A 20,379-nucleotide genomic window follows, 5' to 3' on the forward strand; every position below is an offset into this window, starting at 1 on the left:
AGAACTTGCGTCTGATCTAAAATAACTCAAAGTCAAAAAAAAGTTTAATGCAATGAAAAAAAGACTATTTTCAATAGCTTCTTTAATGCTGGTAGGTTTGCTTGCCCAAGCACAAGAAGTTAAGTTTGAAGAATACGATCTAGACAACGGTCTGCACGTAATTCTTCATCAAGACAACACAGCTCCTGTGGTAACAACAGCAGTAATGTATGATGTTGGTGGAAAAGATTTAGGAGGCAATAACAATCCTGAACGTACGGGTTTTGCTCACTTCTTCGAGCATTTATTGTTTGAAGGAACAGAAAATATTGACCGCGGACAGTGGTTTAAAATTGTATCTTCAAATGGAGGAAGTAACAATGCAAATACTTCCAACGATAGAACGTATTATTATGAAGTGTTTCCTTCTAACAATTTAGAATTAGGTTTATGGATGGAATCCGAGCGTATGCTGCATCCAGTCATCAATCAAATTGGCGTAGATACGCAAAGTGAAGTTGTAAAAGAAGAAAAAAGACAACGTTATGACAACCAACCATACGGACAATTATTGTTTGTAGTAAGTGAAAACATCTTCAAAAAACATCCATACAAGAATAAAAATATCGGTGAGATGGAGCATTTAGATGCTGCTACCTTGGATGAATTTAAAGCATACTTCAAAAAATATTATGTACCAAACAACGCTACGTTGGTTGTTGCTGGAGATATTGATGTGGCGAAGACAAAGAAAATGATCAAAGATTACTTTGGTTCTATTCCAAGAGGAAAAGACGTCGTAAGAAACTTTCCAAAAGAAGATCCGATCACAGAGCAATTTAATGTAAAATTTGAAGATTCAAACATTCAAATTCCTGCCATTGTTGCAGCATATAGAACACCTGGATTTACCACAAGAGATGCTCGTATATTAGACATGATTTCTACCTATTTAAGTGGTGGAAAAAGCTCAAAATTATACAAGCGTTTGGTAGAAGACAAAAAAATGGCTTTAGCAGTACAAGCGGTAAATTTCAGTCAGAAAGATTATGGTACGTATGCACTATTTTCACTTCCAATTGGCGAGAATTCATTGGAAGATTTGTTAGTTGAAATGGATGATGAAATTAAAAAGCTTCAAACAGACCTTATTTCTGAAAGAGACTACCAAAAACTTCAAAACAAATTTGAGAACAACTTCGTAAACTCAAATTCGAGTGTACAAGGAATCGCAAACTCTTTAGCGAGATACAATGTAATGTATGGTGATACGAACTTAATCAATACGGAAATTGATATCTTCAGATCGATTACTAGAGAGGAAATCAGAGAAGTTGCTAATAAGTACTTAAAATCAAACCAACGTTTGCTTTTAGAATATGTACCTGCTGAAAAAACAGAAAAAAAATAAAAAACAACAGATGAAAACAAAAATAGTTTCACTTCTTGTATTGTTTGTGGCTTCACTTACAATGCAAGCACAAATAGATAGATCGGTTCAACCAAAACCTGGTCCTGCACCCAAAGTTAATATTGGAAAACCAAACACGTTTACCTTGAAAAATGGTTTGACCGTAATGGTGGTAGAAAACAACAAATTACCGCGTGTTTCTGCAACACTTAATATTGACAATCCACTTATTGTAGAAGGAAAAAAAGCCGGAATTTCAAGTTTAGTAAGTTCTTTATTAGGTAGCGGTTCAACTTCCATATCTAAAGATGACTTTAATGAAGAAGTTGATTATTTAGGTGCTTCTTTAAATTTTGGTTCGCAAAGCGCCTTTGCTGCCTCACTTTCAAAGTATTTCCCAAGAATTATGGAATTGATGGCAGATGCTGGACTAAACCCTAATTTCACCCAAGAAGATTTAGACAGTGAACGTGCTAAAATTATAGAAGGAATCAAATCGCAAAAGAAAAACGTAGAAGCTATTTCTGATAGAGTACGATCTGTTTTGGCGTATGGTGTGAATCATCCGTATGGAGAATTTGTTTCTGAAGAAACTGTAAAGAATGTAACATTACAGGATATTAAGGATTTCCATAAAAAATACTTCAGACCAAATAATGCATACTTAATCGTTATTGGAGATGTAAAAACCAAAGACGTTAAAAAACTTGTAAAGAAGCTTTTTAAAAAGTGGGAAAAAGGAACAATCACTGCTGCTTCGTATGATACAGCTTCCAATCCTACTAACACGGAAATCAACTTTATCAATGCAGACAATGCGGTACAATCGGAATTAAGTGTGCAAAACACGGTAAATCTTACCATGAAAGATGCAGATTATTTCCCAGTGTTAATTGCCAACAATATTCTTGGTGGCGGTGGAGAAGCGCGTTTGTTCAACAACTTACGTGAAGACAAGAAATTTACATATGGTTCGTATTCCAGAATTGGAAATAACAGAAAAACCATCTCAAGGTTTAGTGCTACAGCTAAGGTTCGTAACGCGGTAACTGATAGTGCTGTTGTTGAAATTTTAAAAGAAATTAAAACAATTACTTCTGAGTTAGTTTCTGATGAAGAATTAAAGAATGTAAAAGCAAAATACGTTGGACGATTTGTAACGGGAGTTGAACGTCCAGCTACCATTGCTAATTATGCATTAAATATCATTACAGAAGATCTTCCTGAAAATTTTTATGAAACATATCTTGAAAAAATTGAAGCTGTTACCAAAGAAGATGTATTAAGGGCAGCTAAAAAATATTTCTTGAAAGACAATCTTAGAATTGTAGTTACAGGAAAAGGAAGTGAAGTTATTGGTGGCTTAGAAAACATGATGTTTGAAGGTAAAAAAGTTCCTGTAAAATATTTTGATCAATATGGAAGTCCAACAGAGAAGCCCGTATTTAAAAAACCAATTCCTGCAGGCGTAACGGCGCAAACGGTTATTGATGATTACCTAAAAGCTATTGGCGGAAAAGAAAAACTCATGAGTGTTACTACGATTGTACAAGAAATGGGAACTTCTTTCCAAGGAATGGACATGATGATGACAATGAAACAAAAAAATCCAAACATGTTAGTCGTTGACATGAGTATTGCAGGCATGGGATCAGTATTTAAACAAGCTTTTGATAGTGAAGCAGGATACATGGAGCAACAAGGTCAAAAAAGAGACATGCCAGCAGAAATGATCGCTGATATGAAAGCTAAAAAAGGATTATTCCCTGAATTATATTACGATAGCAATACTATAAAATTAACAGGGATTGAAGCTGTAGACGGAAAAGATGCCTATGCAGTGGTTATTGAAAAAGCTGATGGAAGCAAAACAACTAACTATTATGATGTTGCTTCTGGTTTGAAAGTGAAAAAAGCAGAAACTGCTAAAGGACCTGGAGGACAAGAAACTGCACAAGAAACTACTTACGGTGAATATAAAGATGTAGACGGTGTAAAGTTTCCTTATAAAATGGTGTTACCAATGATGGGACAAAAAGTAGAATTTTCTACAATATCTGCAAAAATAAATGCACCTTTAACAAAAGAAGATTTCCAGTAAATCTCACAAAAATAAAATAGCTAAAAAGCCGAAAGTCTAATATGATTTTCGGCTTTTTTTATAATGATCAACTTCTTAAAATCAAGCTTTCTTTTTCCTTTTATTCACCAAATACACTCCTAATAAAATCACAAATCCGCCTAATATTTGATAGAAACTTAATTTTTCTCCCGCAAGAATGCCCCAAAAAATAGCCACAATCGGCATGGTGTACGTTACTGAAGAAGCAAACACAGGACTTGATATTTGCACCAATCTGCTGTAAATAACTTTTGCAATAGCAGTTCCAAACAAAGACAACACAACCACATATCCTAACGCAACTTGCATCGCTTCATTTTTCAAAATATCATTAAAAAATCCTGTAAAAGCTAAAATGATGAAAGCGGGAATAATAATGATGACAAAGTTTCCTGTTACAATTGCCATCGCATTCACATCATTCAAATACTTTTTAATAATATTCACATTCAAACCGTATCCAATAGTTGCTAAAAATACAAACGCGCTGTACCAATAGTTTTGACTTTCGTTAAAATTCGCTCCTGCAATAATCAACACCAAAGCGCCAATTAGACCAATCAACACGCCGTAAATCTGCCTTTTAGAAACTGCCACTCCAAACAACAAACTTCCAAAAACAATGGTATTTAAAGGTGTAAGCGAATTCAACATACTGGTCACGGCACTGTCTAACTGCTCTTGCGCCAACGCAAATAAAAACACAGGAAATAAAGAACCTGCCATCGCCGTCCAAAAAATCCATTTCCATTGTGAACGTTGAATTGCTTTTACTTTTTTCAATCCAATCGGAAACAAAAAAACAGCAGTAACGCAAATTCGCAACGCGCCTACCTGCACAAAATCCAATCCTTTGATGGCTTGTTCAATTAGAATAAAAGAACTTCCCCAAATTATTGAAAGCAAGCTAAGATAAATCCACTTTAATTTTGCGTGATCCATGAGTATATTTCGTAATATCGCACAAAAGTCCAATAATTATTTCGAATAATTCGTTCATATTTCCTTAATTTTGTAATGCGTATATAAGCAAAAATTATATTAAAAAACATAACGATGAAAAAAATACTATTTATCTGTGCATTGGCATTAGCGATTGTAAGCTGTAAAGACAGCAACACCCCAAAAACAATTACTATTGACACACAAGCGACCACTGTAAAGAAAGAAGCAAGTAAAGAAGACCTTGCGGCAAACTATAACAAAGCCGAATTTAAAATTGACGGAATGACCTGTGCCATTGGTTGCGCAAAACGCATCGAAAGCAAATTAGCGTCTATGGAAGGTGTAAAATCTGCCACGGTAGATTTTGAGCAGAAACTTGCAATGGTTGAATACAACGAAGAAAAAGTGGATTTTGACGCGTTAGTAGGAACTGTTGCCAAAGTTCCTGGCAAATACAAAGTGTCTGATATGAAAAATGTGGAAGCATTCTCTAAAAAATGTGATACTGATTGTAAAAAAGAATGTTGTGCTAAAAAAGGAGAAGTAAAAGAAGCATGTAAAGCAGACTGCAAGAAAGAATGCTGTGCTAAAAAAGAAGTAAAAGCTATGGCGTGTGCCAAAGATTGTAAAAAAGCGTGCTGCACAAAAAAGGCATAAACTTTATAAAAATAGAATACTTAAAATCCTCAATTGTTATGATTGGGGATTTTATTTTTTAAATTAGAAACAAATAAAAAATAAGATGTTTGACCAAGATTTTAAAAATGCAATTAGCGAATTGCCATCCAAAGAAAAAGACAAACTTATTTTTCGACTTCTAAAAAAAGATTTGGCATTGGCGGATCGACTTTATTTTGAACTTCTTGATGATAGAACCGTGGATGATCGACGCAACGAAATGGAAACGAAAATACTGCGAAAAGTTGAACACGCTTCTGAACGCTATTGGTCTCCTGGTTATTTAATGATGGACATGCGGGAAATTAGCGGAGACATCACTGAACACGTAAAAATCACCAAAGACAAATTTGGAGAAGCCAGTTTAAATCTCCTCATGTTAAACGAAATTTTAAAACAAAATAGTCATAGAATTGAAAAGGCAACACCTGCCAAAGCGTATAAACTGTGTATTTATATTATTGCGAGAGTTTTTAAAATCCTTATGCTCATTCAAAAACTGCATGAAGATTATTTATTGGATTTCAAAGACAATTTAAAACTATTAGGCAATCAAATAGGAAATGTTCATCACCTTATGAAAAATTCCATCTACAACGGATTGGATGTTAATTGGTTGCTTTCGGGTGAAATTCCAGAAAATATTGTTCAACATCACAAGGAGTTAAAAGCCAACGGCTATTTGAAATAAAATCATTATACCAATTTACAGTTAAAATGGTATTATTCTATCTATTTGATGATTTGAAAATGTGTCAATACATTTCAAACAAAATTCAAAAATTCCTTAATAAACCTAGCAAAAATCTAGTTTTTCCACTCCAACGATTCCACCAACTTCCGAATGTCTTTCTTGATGTAATTCACCGCAGGATAAATAGAATCATAATTTGGGCGAACATTGAAGTATAACGAACCTGTTAAAAAGTGATGGATGCTATCTGTAACGTAAAATTGTGCTTGTGAAGCCGCATTCCCAGAAACTTCATACACCATTCCATATACATTTTGCTCCTTATTTTCATACACAGTCGGATCAATAGCATCTGCTTTTACTGCGTGTTCGTAGGTTAGTTTTTGAACATCTTCTAAGAGTTTGTTCAAGTTATTTGTAATCGGAATGTACGACAAATGCAAGGTTCCATTCAACGCAGGATAGTCCAAATTCATCCAGCAATTTTGCTTCGGATCAATAATGGCCAATTCATTCTTTTCAAACGCATACGGACAGTCTGATTGTACTTTGGCATATTTTGGTGCCGGATAATCCAATCGTAAAAAAGCTTTGGGTTTTGGCAATACTTCACCTTCACACGAACCAAAAAGAATGGCTAAGAGTAAAAAAAGAGGTGTACATTTTATAAGATTCATTCTTTGAGCGTTACTTTTACTTGTTTCAATCGTTTGTTGTCAATCACTTCCACTGTAAACGTATATGTACCAAAGTTTATTTTATCGCGTACTTTCGGGAAACCTCTAAAAATTTCCAACACAAAACCCGCCACCGTTTCCGATTCACCTTTGTGCGATTCAAATTCAGAAGTGTCTTCCAATCCAATAATTTTGTAGAAATCTTTCAAATTTGTTTTTCCTTCAAAGACATAGTTTTTATCGTCAATTTTGGAATAATGTACGTCTTCATCATCAAACTCGTCACTAATATCGCCCACAATTTCTTCAATCACATCTTCCAACGATACCAAACCTGAAGTTCCGCCATATTCATCGACCACAATGGCTAAGTGAATTTTCTTTTCTTGAAACTCGCGTAATAAATCGTCTAGCTTCTTGTTCTCGGGCACAAAATATGGATCACGCAAAATCTTCTCCCAATCAAAGTTTTTTGTGTCTATATATGGAATGAGATCTTTTACGTATAAAATTCCCGAAATATCATCCAAACTCTCTTTGTAGACTGGAATTCGCGAGTAGCCTTTTTTAGTAATTTCACTCAAAACAGCTTCAAACGACATGCCTTCTTTCAACGCAAAAACGTCCATTCGTGGTTGCATCACTTGCTTGGTATCGGTATTTCCAAACGACACAATTCCTTGTAAAATTTTCTGTTCTTCTTTGGTAGTTTCGTCTTCAGAAGTCAGTTCTAAGGCTTGCGATAACTGATCTACCGAAAGGTTGGAACGTTTTTTTCCCAATTTATTCTGAATCAATCCAGAAACAAAACTCATCGGCATGCTAATCGGCGCAAAAAGTTTGTCCAATATATTTAGCGGAAAAGCCATCATCGCGGAAAACTTGTGTTTGTTTCGACTTGCATATACTTTCGGAAGAATTTCTCCAAAAAGTAAAATAAAAAAGGTAACGACGCCAATTTCAATTAGTAAACGAAGCCAATCTGTGGTAATTCCACCAAAAAATTTATCACTAAAGGAAGCAAATAATAAAACAGTTGCAATATTGATAAAATTATTCGCAACCAAAATGGTTCCTAACAATCTTCTCGGTTTTCGGAGTAATTTTGCAGCCAATCGTAAACTTGAAGATTTGGATTCTTCAGCCTCGTTAATGTCCGTTTGTGATAAAGAAAATAGCGCGACTTCCGCACCCGAAATCAAAGCTGAACACAATAATAACACACCAAAAAGCACAATCTTGAAGATATCGAGACTTTCAAAAGTTGCTAAAAAGATGAATAAACTGGGTTCTGGATCCAAAATCTAACTGATTAATTATACTTCGATTAAAATGGCAGATCATCGTTGTCGTCAACTGGCGTTGCTTGTGGCGATTGCTGTTGTGGTTGCGATTGCTGCGTTGGTTGCGCAGCTGGATGATTCGTAGTTGTATTTGCAGGAGCAGGTGCCGCTGCATTGGATTGCGATTCTTGTTTCGTAGATAAAAAAGTAAAATCAGTCACTTGAACTTCCGTCGTGTAGCGCGTTTGTCCATCTTCACCTTGCCATTGCCTGTTTTTCAAACGTCCTTCCACATATATTTTATCACCTTTACTTAGGTATTTTTCACAAATTTCGGCGGCTTTATTACGTACTACGATATTGTGCCAGTCCGTATTTGTAACGCGTTCGCCAGTTTGCTTATTGGTATACGAATCATTTGTTGCAATCGGAAAACGCCCAATGCAGCCGCCACCTTCAAAGTAGTGCATTTTTACCTCATCGCCCAAGTGTCCTATCAACATTACTTTATTTAGTGTTCCGCTCATTGTTTTTAATTTATGTATCTATTCAAATGTACTAAAAAACCATTAAAAATTGAATTCTTCAATGAAGTTTCCAATAAGAATTGGCACTGGATATTTTCGAATTTCCTGTAAAAGTATGCCTTTTTTTAAATTCTCGGTCGTTTCCACTATCCAAAATGTAGTATGCAAGTGTTGGTGCGATAATTTGTGAATTTTTTCTTTTTGATTGAATGCTGTGATGGAAAAATCGTTGAGATTCATAATTTCAGCTATTTTGGTACGATGTGACTCAACATCTTCTACGGCTTTTTCAGTTTCTAGTAAGGGAAATTGATACAATCCTTGCCAAATTCCTTTTCCTTTTCGTTCTTCCAGAAGCGTCTCAGCTTGGTTTGAAACGACGACGAGGTAATTGAACCAACGATGCTTTACCTTTGTCTTTTTCAACTTTACCGGCAACATATTTACGCGTTGTTGCTTCAATCCTTCACAACTTTCACTTAACGGACATATTATACAATACGGACTTTGTGGTTTGCATTGAACCGCGCCAAACTCCATGATTGCCTGATTAAAATCTGCAGGTTCTTCACGATCTATTACTTCAAAAGCGAGTTCTTTAAACTTTTTAATGCCTTCTGTACTATTAATAGGAAGATCTACATTAAAATAACGAGACAGCACTCGGTATACATTTCCATCAACCACGGGCGCTACTTCCTCAAAACAAATAGACGCAATGGCACTTGCAGTATAATCGCCAACACCTTTTAGTTGTATAAGTCCTTTATACGTATTGGGAAACTGTCCGTTGTAATTTTCTACAATATCTTTTGCGGTGTAGTGTAAATTGCGTGCGCGCGAGTAATAGCCTAATCCTTGCCACAGTTTTAGCACTTGTGATTCTTCGGCTTTCGCCAGATCGTACACGGTGGGAAATGCTTCCGTAAACTTCTGATAATAAGGCAATCCTTGTGCTACACGGGTTTGTTGCAGCATAATTTCAGAGAGCCAAATTCGGTATGGATCTTTCGTTTTTCGCCAAGGTAAATCGCGCTTATTTTGCCGATACCAATGTATAATTTCTTTAGAAAAGTTCATCAAATCAAAATAATGTGTAAAAATAAATGTTTATATCGTTAAATTTTAATCAATTAGAACATAAATATTATCTAATTAATTATATATTTGCATCCCTTAATTTTATAACGAATAAACAAAATATATAATAAAATGACGAAAGCGGACATCGTAGCAAAGATTTCAGAAAAGTTAGGAATGGAGAAGAGTGAAGTACAGGCAACTGTAGAAACTTTTATGGAAGAAGTAAAGAATTCACTTGAAAGTGGAGACAATGTTTACTTAAGAGGTTTTGGTAGCTTTATTATCAAAACGAGAGCAGAGAAAACAGGTAGAAACATCTCTAAGAACACAACTATCAAAATTCCTGCACACAATATTCCAGCATTCAAGCCAGCAAAAATCTTTGTTGAAGGAGTGAAAGACAACGTTAAAGTAAAATAATAACGAAATACATTAATTAATTTAAAAAAACATAGAGCATTATGCCAAGTGGTAAAAAAAGAAAAAGACACAAGGTGGCTACGCATAAGCGTAAAAAGCGAAGAAGAGCTAATCGTCACAAGAAGAAGTAGTTTTTAGTAAACTACTTCTTTATTTTATGGCTATATAGTTTTATAGCTAAACAAAACGTTCTTTGAAAAAAAATTGCATATCTGAGTAAGCACTTCTGTCTTGTGTTTGCATAGTCGGTATGTATATTTTATTGGGTAAAAACAATACCTGTGAAAATTGTTTAATCCATCTGTACATTTATGTATGGATAAAAATTAAATCAGAGTGAATAAAGAATTAATAATTAGATCCAATTCCTCTGAAGTTGATTTTGCCTTGCTAAAGGATGGAAAACTTATTGAATTACATAAGGAAGAAGGCACAAATGATTTTGCCGTTGGAGATGTGTTTCTTGCTAAAATTAGAAAACCCGTTTCAGGACTAAATGCAGCGTTTGTAAACGTAGGCTACGAAAAAGATGCCTTTTTACATTACCACGATTTAGGACCACAACTTCTTTCCTTATTAAAATTTATAAAACGTGTAAGCACAGGTAAATTAAAAGATTATACTTTAAAAAACTTTCCGTTTGAACCAAATATTGACAAAAATGGCAGCATCATGGATGCTATAAAAGCCAATCAGTCGATATTAGTACAAATTGTGAAAGAGCCAATTTCGACCAAAGGTCCTAGAATTAGTTCGGAGCTTTCTATAGCAGGACGATATATTGTACTTGTTCCCTTTTCGGAGCGTGTTTCCATATCGCAAAAAATAGAAAGTAAAGAAGAAAAAGACCGATTAAAACGTTTGGTACTCAGTATCAAGCCTAAAGGTTTTGGCGTTATTGTACGTACAGTAGCTGAAGGCAAAAAAGTAGCTGAATTGGACCAAGACTTGCAAAATTTGTTGACAAAATGGTCAACAATGTGCAAAAAACTGTATAAAGCGGAACATCCATCAAAAGTATTAAGTGAAATGAATAAGGCGTCTTCTATTTTAAGAGACATCTTTAATGAATCATTCACGGGAATTCAAGTTGATGATGAAGATCTTTATTACGAAATTAAAGAATACGTGCACAAAATTGCACCCAAAAAAGAGTCTATCGTAAAATTGTACCAATCTAAAGTTCCACTCTTTGAAAAATATGGAGTAGAACGACAAATTAAAACCTCTTTTGGAAAAACCGTTTCCATGAGTAAAGGCGCATATTTGGTCATAGAACACACTGAAGCATTGCATGTTATTGATGTGAATAGTGGAAACCGATCTAACAAAGCCAAAACACAAGAGGACACTGCGTTAGAAGTCAACATGATTGCCGCAAAAGAAATTGCTAGGCAACTCCGATTGCGAGATATGGGAGGAATCATCGTTATCGACTTTATCGATATGACCAATGCAGAACACCGAAGAACTCTATTTGATCATTTGAAGACAGAAATGAAAGATGATAGAGCGAAACATAAAATATTACCTCCAAGTAAATTTGGTTTGGTACAAATTACAAGACAACGAGTACGACCAGAAGTAAATATTAAAACACGAGAAGTAAACCCTAATGGAACTGGTAGCGAAGTGGAAGCTCCCATTGTTCTCGTCGACAAAATTACAACTGATCTAGAAAGAATTTTAGCCAAGAAAAATGGCTTCAACGGGATCACGCTCAACACGCATCCGTTTATTGCAGCGTATCTCACAAAAGGATTTCCATCCATCCGTTTTAAGTGGTTTTTAGAACACAAAAAATGGGTAAAAATATTACCAAGAGATGCTTACACGTATCTAGAATATCGTTTTAAAGATAAAAACGATGAAGTCTACAACTAATGAAAAGCGACCATTGCTGGTCGCTTTTTTTTGTTGATTAAATTGTATTCTAAATATTCTTTATAATTGAAAGAAACCTAAATTCCCTCCAGCTCCTACGCATAATACATTAGCGTTATTTTCTTTTAATTTAGGATAATAAATCATCTTTAATTTCCAATTATTATTCATTTGATTAATTCCATTACTAGCATTATCAGTTTCAAACTTACCTAAGTTTTCACCTGCACCCACACAATAAATTTCAGAACTAGGATCGTTAGCTGAAAAATCTACCCAATTTAAAGTCCAGTTTATGCCTTCCTGCTTCTTAAAAATCGGAGAATCGTTATGAGAATGATCATTATAAAATAATTCTCCATTTAAAGTAACAAACCACATTTTATTTTCTAAATCAAATGCTACCATCTTGAAATTATGCCCATTCCAGTTAGTTAAATTCGACCATTTATCAGGATGCCATTTATAATATTTATGATCTGTTTTTACACACCACATTGTCCCGTCCTTATCAAATGCTATCATTTTTATATCATTCCCATATGTATAACTTTTATCGATCCAACCCATTTGATCGTTACTCCACAAGCCTATACTATTATTATTATTTACACAATAAATGTCTGTGCCATTTTTGGCAATAGTATTTAGTGTCCATAATCCAGGGTTTCCTTGATTTTTCCAATTCATTTTATTTAATTTTTAAATCCTACTCTATTTACTATAGGTTTTTCGGATTCCACCTTTCGCTAAAAACACAGCTATACATCTAATTATCAAATTAATAGTTTTAAGTTAATGATTATACTCATGCATTTTAAAAAAAAGGAATGAGCGTTAAATATCTAACCATGAGTACGCAAAATATTAGTATAAGATTTTTAACTAATGAAATACTATTTCCTTTTCTGGAGCACTTTTATATAGTTCAACTAAGCTTTTCGAAATACAATTTTCTATATTTAGTTTCAAATAAAAACTCAATTCTCAGATCTCATTACTAAAACCTATCTTTTTGCCGTAACTTTATAGTTCTAAAACAACACCATGAAAACCAACCTACTATTATTGCACGGCGCTTTGGGAAGTGAAGCACAACTAAAGTCACTACAAGAACTCTTAGCAAACGACTTTAATGTACATACACTTAATTTTGAAGGTCACGGCGGACGCACTTTCACTCATGAGTTTGAGATGGAACGATTTGCCAATAATGTAGTTGAGAAGCTTCAAACATTGGGAATTTCCAATACCCATATTTTTGGCTACAGCATGGGCGGTTATGTAGCATTGACACTTGCAAAGAAGCATCCTGAAAAGGTAGACAAGATTGTTACGCTTGGCACAAAATTTAATTGGAGTTTCGAAAGCGCACAACAAGAAATCAAACTATTAAATCCAGAGAAAATTGAAGAAAAAGTACCTGCTTTTGCCAAACGATTGCATGAATTACATCAACCAAACGACTGGAAAAAAGTGATGCATAAAACAGCCGAAATGATGTTGGATTTAGCAAATGGTAAAAAATTAACGAATTCAGATCTTCAAGAAATTCAACATAAAACTCTAATCGCAATTGGTGCTTTAGACAACATGGTTACGCTAGAAGAATCTGAAAATGCAGCAACTCAATTACCCAACGGAACATTTAAAATTGTTGAAAACGTAAAACATCCTATTGAAAAAGTAGACTTGAATGTGTTAGCGAATTTGATTAGAGATTTTGTGGTTTGATTTTCTATTGCAGGTTTGTAACTTGCAATAGCGCAATATTTAATCTCAAAGAAACTTTTTATATTGTGAAGTCTATTTACTAACTGACCATTTGTGTTCACTCATTGTAATTTTCATTAAGAAATGAATTCCACTATTTTTAAGCACAAAAGTAACCATAACAAATACTCATGAAAAACACCATTATATTTTTTTGCACACTCTTCATTTTCAATGTTAGTTTCTCACAAAGTGATACAAAAGAAATATTTCGATTTGATAAAAAATACTATGAAGCTGTAGACAAATGGGTTGTTTCTCCAAGAAAAGCAACAGATACGACCTATTCGCTAAGCTTTATTTATATTGATGAGCAAGCAGGATTTACGGAGAATTTTGAAACTGAACTTTCTGTGACCGCAAACGGATTAAAAAAAGTAAAGTCGGAATTAGACAATGTAAGTTTTAAAGCAAGGTTAAGTAATACTACAATTAGTATTGCCATTTTATCACCTGAGCAAGTCAAACAACTTGGACTGCCTGAGCAACCAGACTGGCTAAAGAGTTATAAACAAAATGCAGGGACAGTTTCATATTTGACTAAAATGGGATATTACTATAATCATGTTGGTGCCAGCAAGCTCGCATTAACTCCTTTATTAAAAGCTTATGAAAAGGAACCTCATTTTGAAGGATTAGAGTTTGAACTTTCGTACGCATACAACGCAATAAAACAGTTTAAAAAGGCAATTACAGTTTTAGAAAAAGCAATTCAAAACAATCCTAATGATTACTATTTCTTTCGCGAATTAGGTTATTCCTATAAAAACCTGAATCAGGTTGTAGATGCCGAACGCATTTATAAAAAAGGAATTTCTATTTCGGATAATGATTTTGAAAAGAGTGAAATGGCTGTAAATATGGCACAAACCTATTTTGAACTTCGCAATAGAAAGAAATTTGACGAATGGGCAAAATTGACTCGAAAGTTTGCAAAAGAAGGATCTCGATATGCAAAGTTTATCGATTATTTTGAAAGTAAATGGAATGAAAAATAAACGCTTCTCTATCAAAAATTTTCAATAGAAACACACAAAATTACAGTCACTTTTTATGCTTTTTCTAGTCCAATCAAATATGTATTCTGATCCAGATCATGCGCGTATTTTTGATGCGTTACTCGATTTGAATATTCCTTTTGAGAAAATTGAATTGAACTCAGCAACCAAAGAAATTACCGTTCAAGCAAATCGTTCACACGTTTTTGTATACGGTTCTGTGAAATTGGCACGACTCGCGAAAGCAAATACAAACTGGAATCCAGGTTCGTTTTATGGTGGAAATCATCAATATGAAATTTACTCAAAACAGTACAAAGAGAACTTACTGAATTATGATGTAAACGTGTTTCAATTTAATGATTTCATTACTTGGAAACCCAATGAACAGAAATTCATCAAACCGTATAAAGACGCTAAAATTTTTACGGGAAAAGTGTTTACCGAAACCAAATGGACAGATTTTGTGGCGAATTCACTCGAAAACCCAAAAACACCTTTATTACACGCCAAATCATTAGTACAAGCTTCTATTCCGAAAGAAATATATAAAGAAGCACGCTTGTGGATTGTTGGCGGACAAATTGTAGCCGCTGTATATTACAAATTTAATGGCGACATCGTTTTTGAAGCGGAAGTCTCTTCGGAGGGAATTGCCTTTGCCAAAAAAATGCTTAAAACGTATGAAGTCGCAGAAGCGTTTGTCATGGATATTTGTTTGACAAATTACGGTTGGAAAATTGTAGAAATTAATTGTATCAACAGTGCAGGATTTTACCCAAACCTCAACGTACATAGCTTGGTAAAAGCGTTGCATATTTATTTTTCAAAGTAAATCTATAGAAATGAATTCATTACATAAATTTTGCCAATCTATAATTAATGCCCAAAAAACCATTCTTAAAGGTGATATTCATTTTACGGAATCTAAAGGAAAATGGTCCGTTGAAGTGAATGCTGTTTGGAATAAGAGAATCAATAGAATAACTATTAGAGCAAGAAACTCAGATTTTTCTCAGGATTTTCCTTACTGCAAACTTTTTAAAGCCAAATTTCTAACGTTAGTTTCATACATGATGATGCGAAGCGAGTCATATAGTTTTAAGGGAGAAAGAAGTGTTTTTTCAGAAACAATGCTCAGCAGTAAAGCTGTAATACCTTTGATGGAAACTAAAAATCCAATCATTGAACTCAAAGATTCTTTTCTGATTTTTTCTGGTGGAATTCGTTCAAAAGATTACAAAAGTCTTTCAAACATTTTCATTTTATTCGATGTTTTATTAGCCGAAATAGATCAAGTAATTACAAACAACCTTCCAAAACAGTAACATTTAACAAGAGTTATGAATTACCGCGTAATTTTCTTCGTCAACGAACCTTTTTCAGTATCAATTACCACCAAATATACGCCAGAAGCTTGTGCTCGTAAAGAAATCTTCTGATTCATGTTTGAAGTCATTCCCACCAATTGTCCTAGCATTGAATATACTTTTACGCTATTGATTTCCGTGCCTGTACGTTGTTTGATTTCGATCTCTTTAGTATTGTTTAAATAAACAGCTAATGCATCTTCGGCAAGCACTTCTTCATCCACACTCAAAATATTGTTGATAAATTGTAGTTGAAATCTATTTGGAAACGTTCCATCCGTAGTCGTAAATGTATACGGAGAAACTTTTAAATTGTGTGTGATGTTTAAGTCTAAATCTTTCAAAAACACATCTACATCGGCTGTATTTAAAATTCCTTCCATTTGATCGATACTAATCGTAATGTCTCCCAAAACCGCTGAATCATATCCTACAGGAACAATATCAGTATCCGCAAATGTTGGTCGTCCTTGAATTCCGTACGTATGTGTTGCGTCTTTTGAGTAGAGTCGTAAATAGTTGAAACCATTCAATCGAATTCCATCATACAAACGATCTTTTTGCAACGTCGCATTTTCTAAAAATCCGATTAATATTTGACTAAATGCACCATCTGCATTGGTAAGATTTAACCAAATTCGATCGCGTTCTACTTGGGTAGATTCTGTGGAAAATTCCTCAGCATCATCACTCGATCTGTAAAAATTTGTATTGTCATACGCACTACTTCGCAAACTGTTGTTAAACGTGACCGAACCTGCCGTAATGGCTTCTATAAAGAATCCTTGTCCCGAAGCTATAAAACCTGTTGGTGCCGTACTTCCACTTGTAGAACCTGTTCCCACACTTCCTGTTGCGTTATACATTGCATAATCGTCCGTACTGTAATTGAATACATCTGGACCAGGATTTGACATGGAAGCGTCATCTACATGTGTCCAAAAGTACAAAGTTCCAGTAATGTTTGTATTGAGCGCCACAAAATCATCCGCACTTATCGCTGATGGATACGGATTTCCCACAAAATTCCAATCGTCATCAGCATCGGTTGCATCTGCACTTAAACTAATAGGCGACGTAATAACACCATTGTTAACCGTTCCGCTAAAAGTTACGGTTTCTGTTCTTGGAAACGTTCCTGTAGTTGGTCCCATAACTGCATAACCGACACCTGGAGACATTGTATCTGCTGAAAGCATATTTGACCAAATATCGTCATTATCATCAAGTTCATCAGCATCTAAATCTTCAAAATTAGCAGCTATATATCTATAAGCTCGATCTAAACGCCAACTACTCAAAGCTGTTCCAAAAGTGGTACTTGTTACAGGAGAAGACCAATAGGTATAATCGTATTGCTCAAAGGAAGTTGTCGTTTTTTCTACATTTACAGTTCCAGAAACTGTTCCTGCATCGTCTACCATAATCAACGAACCTTGGTGTTCAACATTGAACGTTCCGCCAACACTTACTGTTAAATCGTTTTGAATATCAATAAATGTTCCACTAGGAACAGTCACTGTGATACCACTATCTGCAGATAACGAGCATGCTACTAAATCTCCATCCGTAGAAGCATTGTAATTTCCCGACAAAGACACTATTCTTGAACGATCAGGCAATCCGTTACTCCACGAAGAACCATTCCATGTAGTAGCACTTTCTTCATGTTCTCCTAAATATGGGTTGGTTCCAGAAACAGGATTTTCAACTTCTGTATCTGTAAATTCAACCCAATCATTAATATCAAACGTAGTTGACGGACCTGTTGCTACACAAGAGTTTCGCACAAAGCATCTACGATCACCCCAAGTTGTTCCATCACCAATAACATCTACTCTATTTGCCCATGTATTGCTATCGAGACTTGTGGTAATTATCACCAAATCATCTCCACTAAATAGACTTGCTGTTGATGGAAAATCAAACGTAGGATTTCCATCATATCCAGTTTCTCCCGGAGATGCATATGCTGGCAAAATAGCTGTATTTTCTCGGTAACGTCTTACTTCTCCAACAGCCAAATCTGTGGATATGATCGTGTTATTATTAAACGAAGGTGAACCAGCGTTTGAAGGATCAGCTGCCGCAGGATTATCCGCATCTGCATTGTTTAAAACTACAATATAATAGGTGTTTGCGGGAATGACTGCGCCACTTACATTTTTTACTTCAATCCATTTATTATTTCCTGAACCTTCATAGTATTGCGTGATCATGATATCGCTAGAACCTGCACCATCATTGTCAGTAATGGTTAACGTATGCGTTGAATTTGTTCCAATAGAAGGTGTCGTTCCTCCAGAAACATTTTGTAAATTTAAAATGACCGTTTCACTCGGTTCTACCACAGCATCATCATTTGAAATAAATATCGTTACACACTGATTCGCAGATGAACCAGCAGGAAAGGTAAGTGTTACGGGAAATGAAATGGCTGCAGGTGTTCCGGCACCATCGTCATAATCGGTTCCATTGGTTGCTGTACTTCCACCATCTAAGGCAACTTCAACTGTTGTTGCTACAGAACCACTCGGATTGGTGATAGCAACACAGATATCAATAAAAGCACCATCTTCGGCTAGAGTGGAAGTTGTTGCTACAAATGCTACTTGTGTAGTAGCACAGGGAGAAAGTAACGCATTTGTTCCTGGTGAACCTCCAACAGTGACTTCTTGCCAGTTTGTTCCTGTAGAAGAATTGTTTAAAGACGCATCAATTACATGCAAAGAAGCATCATTACCGTTTGCGCCATCGGCAGTTGAATAGGTAACTACATCAGCAACAGTAGTTCCATCTGCTGCAAATAACGTAATTGTATCAGATGAATTTACTAAATTATTTGTGCTATTTGTACTGGCATCTTCACCTTGATCTGGTGTAAAGTTACATCCTGGGTTGTACGTTCCGTCACCATTACTTCCTAATGAAATTGTGATACAATCGCCATCAGCGAGAATCGTACTTACATCTACCGTATGTTCTGTAGTTCCGCCAACATCAACGATGTATGAACTTATGTCTTGTGAACTTCCCGAAACATTACAAATCTCTATCCATTCGTCGTCTGTCCCTGAGGTATTGTACATAATTTCCGTGATCACAACATCGGCAGTTGGTGGCGGATTTATGGTTAAAATTCCCGAATTGTACGTCACAGGATCCCAAAAGTTCCCCATATTATCTGCTAAAATTCCACCATAGGTAAAATCGCTACTATTGATTCTAAATCGTGACGCGTAGTAATAGGTTCCTACCGTTAATGCTGAACCGATTTCCGCGGTATATTGATCGTTATTGCCACTATCAGAATCATACGTTGCTGCAATCCATGTCCAACCTGCATCTACTCTAGGATCATTGTCCGTTGTGTTGTAACCAATCCACGCTTCTACATTGGCACCTTGCCCTACAGCATCTGTAATTCCAGGTTCATATACTTGTGCAAATACACTAAAATTATCGCCTTGTGTAATGGTTCCTGTTTTTGGAAAATCTACATTACAGAAATCAGCTGTATCTGGATCAACCGTTAATTGTACCGAATCATTACTCCAAACACCGCCAGAACCGCCATAGGTGAAATTACAGCTATTGAGTCGAAAGCGACTCGCATAAAAGTACGTTCCTGTAGGCAATGCGGAACCGATTTCGGCACTAAATTTATCATTATTTCCAACTTGCACATTGAATGTTGCTGCAATCCATGTCCAACCAGCGCCAACACTTGGATCATTGTTTGTGGTGTTATATCCTATCCAAGCTTCTACGCCAGTACCTGCGCCAGCGGCTTCGGTAACTCCTGACTCAAAGGTTTGTGCAAAAACTGTAAAATTATCACCGACTGTGATGGTTTGTGCTGTTGTTGGAAATTGCACATTGGCAAAATCCATAGCGTCTGTACACGATAATGAGACTGTTCCGTTTACGATAATGTCATTGCCAGAACCTTCAAATCCTCCAGAACCTGTTGTAGCTTCAGCCCATCCATATATTCTGTAGGTTACGGCTGCTGTATTTCCTGTTTGACTTATTGAAAATGTGATTACTTGTGTGCTTGAGTTGTCGGCAATTGCCATTTCTGTATCAATATTAGCAGCGTAACTGTCTAGCGAACTTCTAACAGCAATGCCTCTTAATCCTGTATTTGATCGTTGTACATTAAAAACCATCGTTGTTACATCAAATTCAAATCCACTGTTTGGCGTAATTGTAAATTCCATATAATCGTTTCCTGAAACGGCATTGGCTATATTTGAAGTAGCCCAAGAAGTTGCATTAAATCTATTTCCGTTATTGGATGCTGTTAATCCGCTACCTCTTGTTATGGTGGAAGATGTTAAATTTGCATCATTAAAGTTAGATGCTGCTGAAGCTTCATTTCCTGCTAATCCGTTGAAGTCAAATGTTAAAATTTGAGCATGACTCAAAAAACACATTAGAAAAAAGAAAACTGGGGCTATTTTTTTTTTCATACCGCTGCATGTTAAATACCTACAATAATACTAGATAATTATTAAATAATCAAAAGCTTT

The 20,379-nt window shown here is 35.4% G+C and carries 17 protein-coding genes; 10 read left to right on the top strand and 7 right to left on the bottom strand.

Going from position 1 to position 20,379, the window contains the following annotated elements:
- Positions 1–52: 52 nt before the first annotated feature.
- Both KORDIASMS9_RS03340 and KORDIASMS9_RS03345 read left to right on the top strand, forming a co-directional pair.
- Entirely contained in the window at positions 53–1,390 is a 1,338-nt protein-coding gene (locus KORDIASMS9_RS03340) for a pitrilysin family protein (RefSeq protein WP_114901477.1), read from the top strand.
- Positions 1,391–1,400: 10 nt separating this feature from the next.
- Positions 1,401–3,491, top strand: coding sequence for a pitrilysin family protein (locus tag KORDIASMS9_RS03345; protein ID WP_114905131.1), 2,091 nt, complete (start codon positions 1,401–1,403; stop codon positions 3,489–3,491).
- An 81-nt stretch (positions 3,492–3,572) separates the two neighbouring features.
- On the opposite strand, the gene KORDIASMS9_RS03350 is transcribed toward KORDIASMS9_RS03345, so the two are convergent.
- Positions 3,573–4,454, bottom strand: coding sequence for a DMT family transporter (locus tag KORDIASMS9_RS03350; RefSeq protein ID WP_114901478.1), 882 nt, complete (start codon positions 4,452–4,454; stop codon positions 3,573–3,575).
- Positions 4,455–4,568: 114 nt separating this feature from the next.
- On the opposite strand from KORDIASMS9_RS03350, the gene KORDIASMS9_RS03355 reads away from it, so the two are divergent.
- Entirely contained in the window at positions 4,569–5,114 is a 546-nt protein-coding gene (locus KORDIASMS9_RS03355) for a cation transporter (protein WP_114901479.1), read from the top strand.
- Between the two features lie 85 nt (positions 5,115–5,199).
- Positions 5,200–5,826, top strand: coding sequence for a hypothetical protein (locus KORDIASMS9_RS03360; RefSeq protein WP_114901480.1), 627 nt, complete (start codon positions 5,200–5,202; stop codon positions 5,824–5,826).
- A gap of 116 nt (positions 5,827–5,942) precedes the next feature.
- On the opposite strand, the gene gldD is transcribed toward KORDIASMS9_RS03360, so the two are convergent.
- The 4 genes from gldD to mutY are packed head-to-tail and all read right to left on the bottom strand — an operon-like array spanning position 5,943 to position 9,396.
- A complete protein-coding gene (gldD, locus tag KORDIASMS9_RS03365) occupies positions 5,943–6,506 on the bottom strand; it encodes a gliding motility lipoprotein GldD (RefSeq protein ID WP_114901481.1) in 564 nt (187 codons plus the stop codon).
- The gene (locus tag KORDIASMS9_RS03370) at positions 6,503–7,807 is read right to left on the bottom strand and encodes a gliding motility-associated protein GldE (RefSeq protein WP_114901482.1); all 1,305 of its coding nucleotides are present in this window, start codon (positions 7,805–7,807) and stop codon (positions 6,503–6,505) included. Before KORDIASMS9_RS03370 ends, gldD begins: the two co-directional genes overlap by 4 nt.
- Positions 7,808–7,833: 26 nt before the next feature.
- The gene (locus KORDIASMS9_RS03375; RefSeq protein ID WP_114901483.1) at positions 7,834–8,316 is read right to left on the bottom strand and encodes a single-stranded DNA-binding protein; all 483 of its coding nucleotides are present in this window, start codon (positions 8,314–8,316) and stop codon (positions 7,834–7,836) included.
- 42 nt (positions 8,317–8,358) lie between these two features.
- A complete protein-coding gene (mutY, locus tag KORDIASMS9_RS03380) occupies positions 8,359–9,396 on the bottom strand; it encodes an A/G-specific adenine glycosylase (RefSeq protein WP_114901484.1) in 1,038 nt (345 codons plus the stop codon).
- 132 nt (positions 9,397–9,528) lie between these two features.
- Here mutY and KORDIASMS9_RS03385 point away from each other — a divergent pair, with 132 nt between their 5' ends.
- Both KORDIASMS9_RS03385 and KORDIASMS9_RS03390 read left to right on the top strand, forming a co-directional pair.
- Positions 9,529–9,819, top strand: a complete 291-nt coding sequence (locus KORDIASMS9_RS03385; protein ID WP_114901485.1) for an HU family DNA-binding protein — start codon at positions 9,529–9,531, stop codon at positions 9,817–9,819.
- A 336-nt stretch (positions 9,820–10,155) separates the two neighbouring features.
- A complete protein-coding gene (locus KORDIASMS9_RS03390) occupies positions 10,156–11,703 on the top strand; it encodes a ribonuclease E/G (RefSeq protein WP_114901486.1) in 1,548 nt (515 codons plus the stop codon).
- A gap of 60 nt (positions 11,704–11,763) precedes the next feature.
- Here the strand turns inward: KORDIASMS9_RS03390 and KORDIASMS9_RS03395 are convergent, their stop codons facing one another.
- Positions 11,764–12,393 (bottom strand): hypothetical protein, encoded by a 630-nt coding sequence (locus tag KORDIASMS9_RS03395; RefSeq protein WP_114901487.1) that lies wholly within the window; start codon positions 12,391–12,393, stop codon positions 11,764–11,766.
- A 357-nt stretch (positions 12,394–12,750) separates the two neighbouring features.
- On the opposite strand from KORDIASMS9_RS03395, the gene KORDIASMS9_RS03400 reads away from it, so the two are divergent.
- From KORDIASMS9_RS03400 to KORDIASMS9_RS03415, 4 genes are all read left to right on the top strand, one after another.
- Entirely contained in the window at positions 12,751–13,437 is a 687-nt protein-coding gene (locus tag KORDIASMS9_RS03400; RefSeq protein WP_114901488.1) for an alpha/beta fold hydrolase, read from the top strand.
- 170 nt (positions 13,438–13,607) lie between these two features.
- Positions 13,608–14,474 (top strand): tetratricopeptide repeat protein, encoded by an 867-nt coding sequence (locus KORDIASMS9_RS03405; protein ID WP_114901489.1) that lies wholly within the window; start codon positions 13,608–13,610, stop codon positions 14,472–14,474.
- A gap of 55 nt (positions 14,475–14,529) precedes the next feature.
- Positions 14,530–15,309: an ATP-grasp domain-containing protein gene (locus tag KORDIASMS9_RS03410; protein ID WP_114901490.1), complete on the top strand. Its 780-nt coding sequence runs from the start codon at positions 14,530–14,532 to the stop codon at positions 15,307–15,309.
- A gap of 10 nt (positions 15,310–15,319) precedes the next feature.
- A complete protein-coding gene (locus tag KORDIASMS9_RS03415) occupies positions 15,320–15,802 on the top strand; it encodes a hypothetical protein (protein ID WP_114901491.1) in 483 nt (160 codons plus the stop codon).
- Between the two features lie 20 nt (positions 15,803–15,822).
- Here the strand turns inward: KORDIASMS9_RS03415 and KORDIASMS9_RS03420 are convergent, their stop codons facing one another.
- Positions 15,823–20,319 (bottom strand): lamin tail domain-containing protein, encoded by a 4,497-nt coding sequence (locus KORDIASMS9_RS03420; protein ID WP_114901492.1) that lies wholly within the window; start codon positions 20,317–20,319, stop codon positions 15,823–15,825.
- Positions 20,320–20,379: the final 60 nt, after the last annotated feature.

This window comes from Kordia sp. SMS9 (assembly GCF_003352465.1).
Classification (GTDB): Bacteria; Bacteroidota; Bacteroidia; order Flavobacteriales; family Flavobacteriaceae; genus Kordia.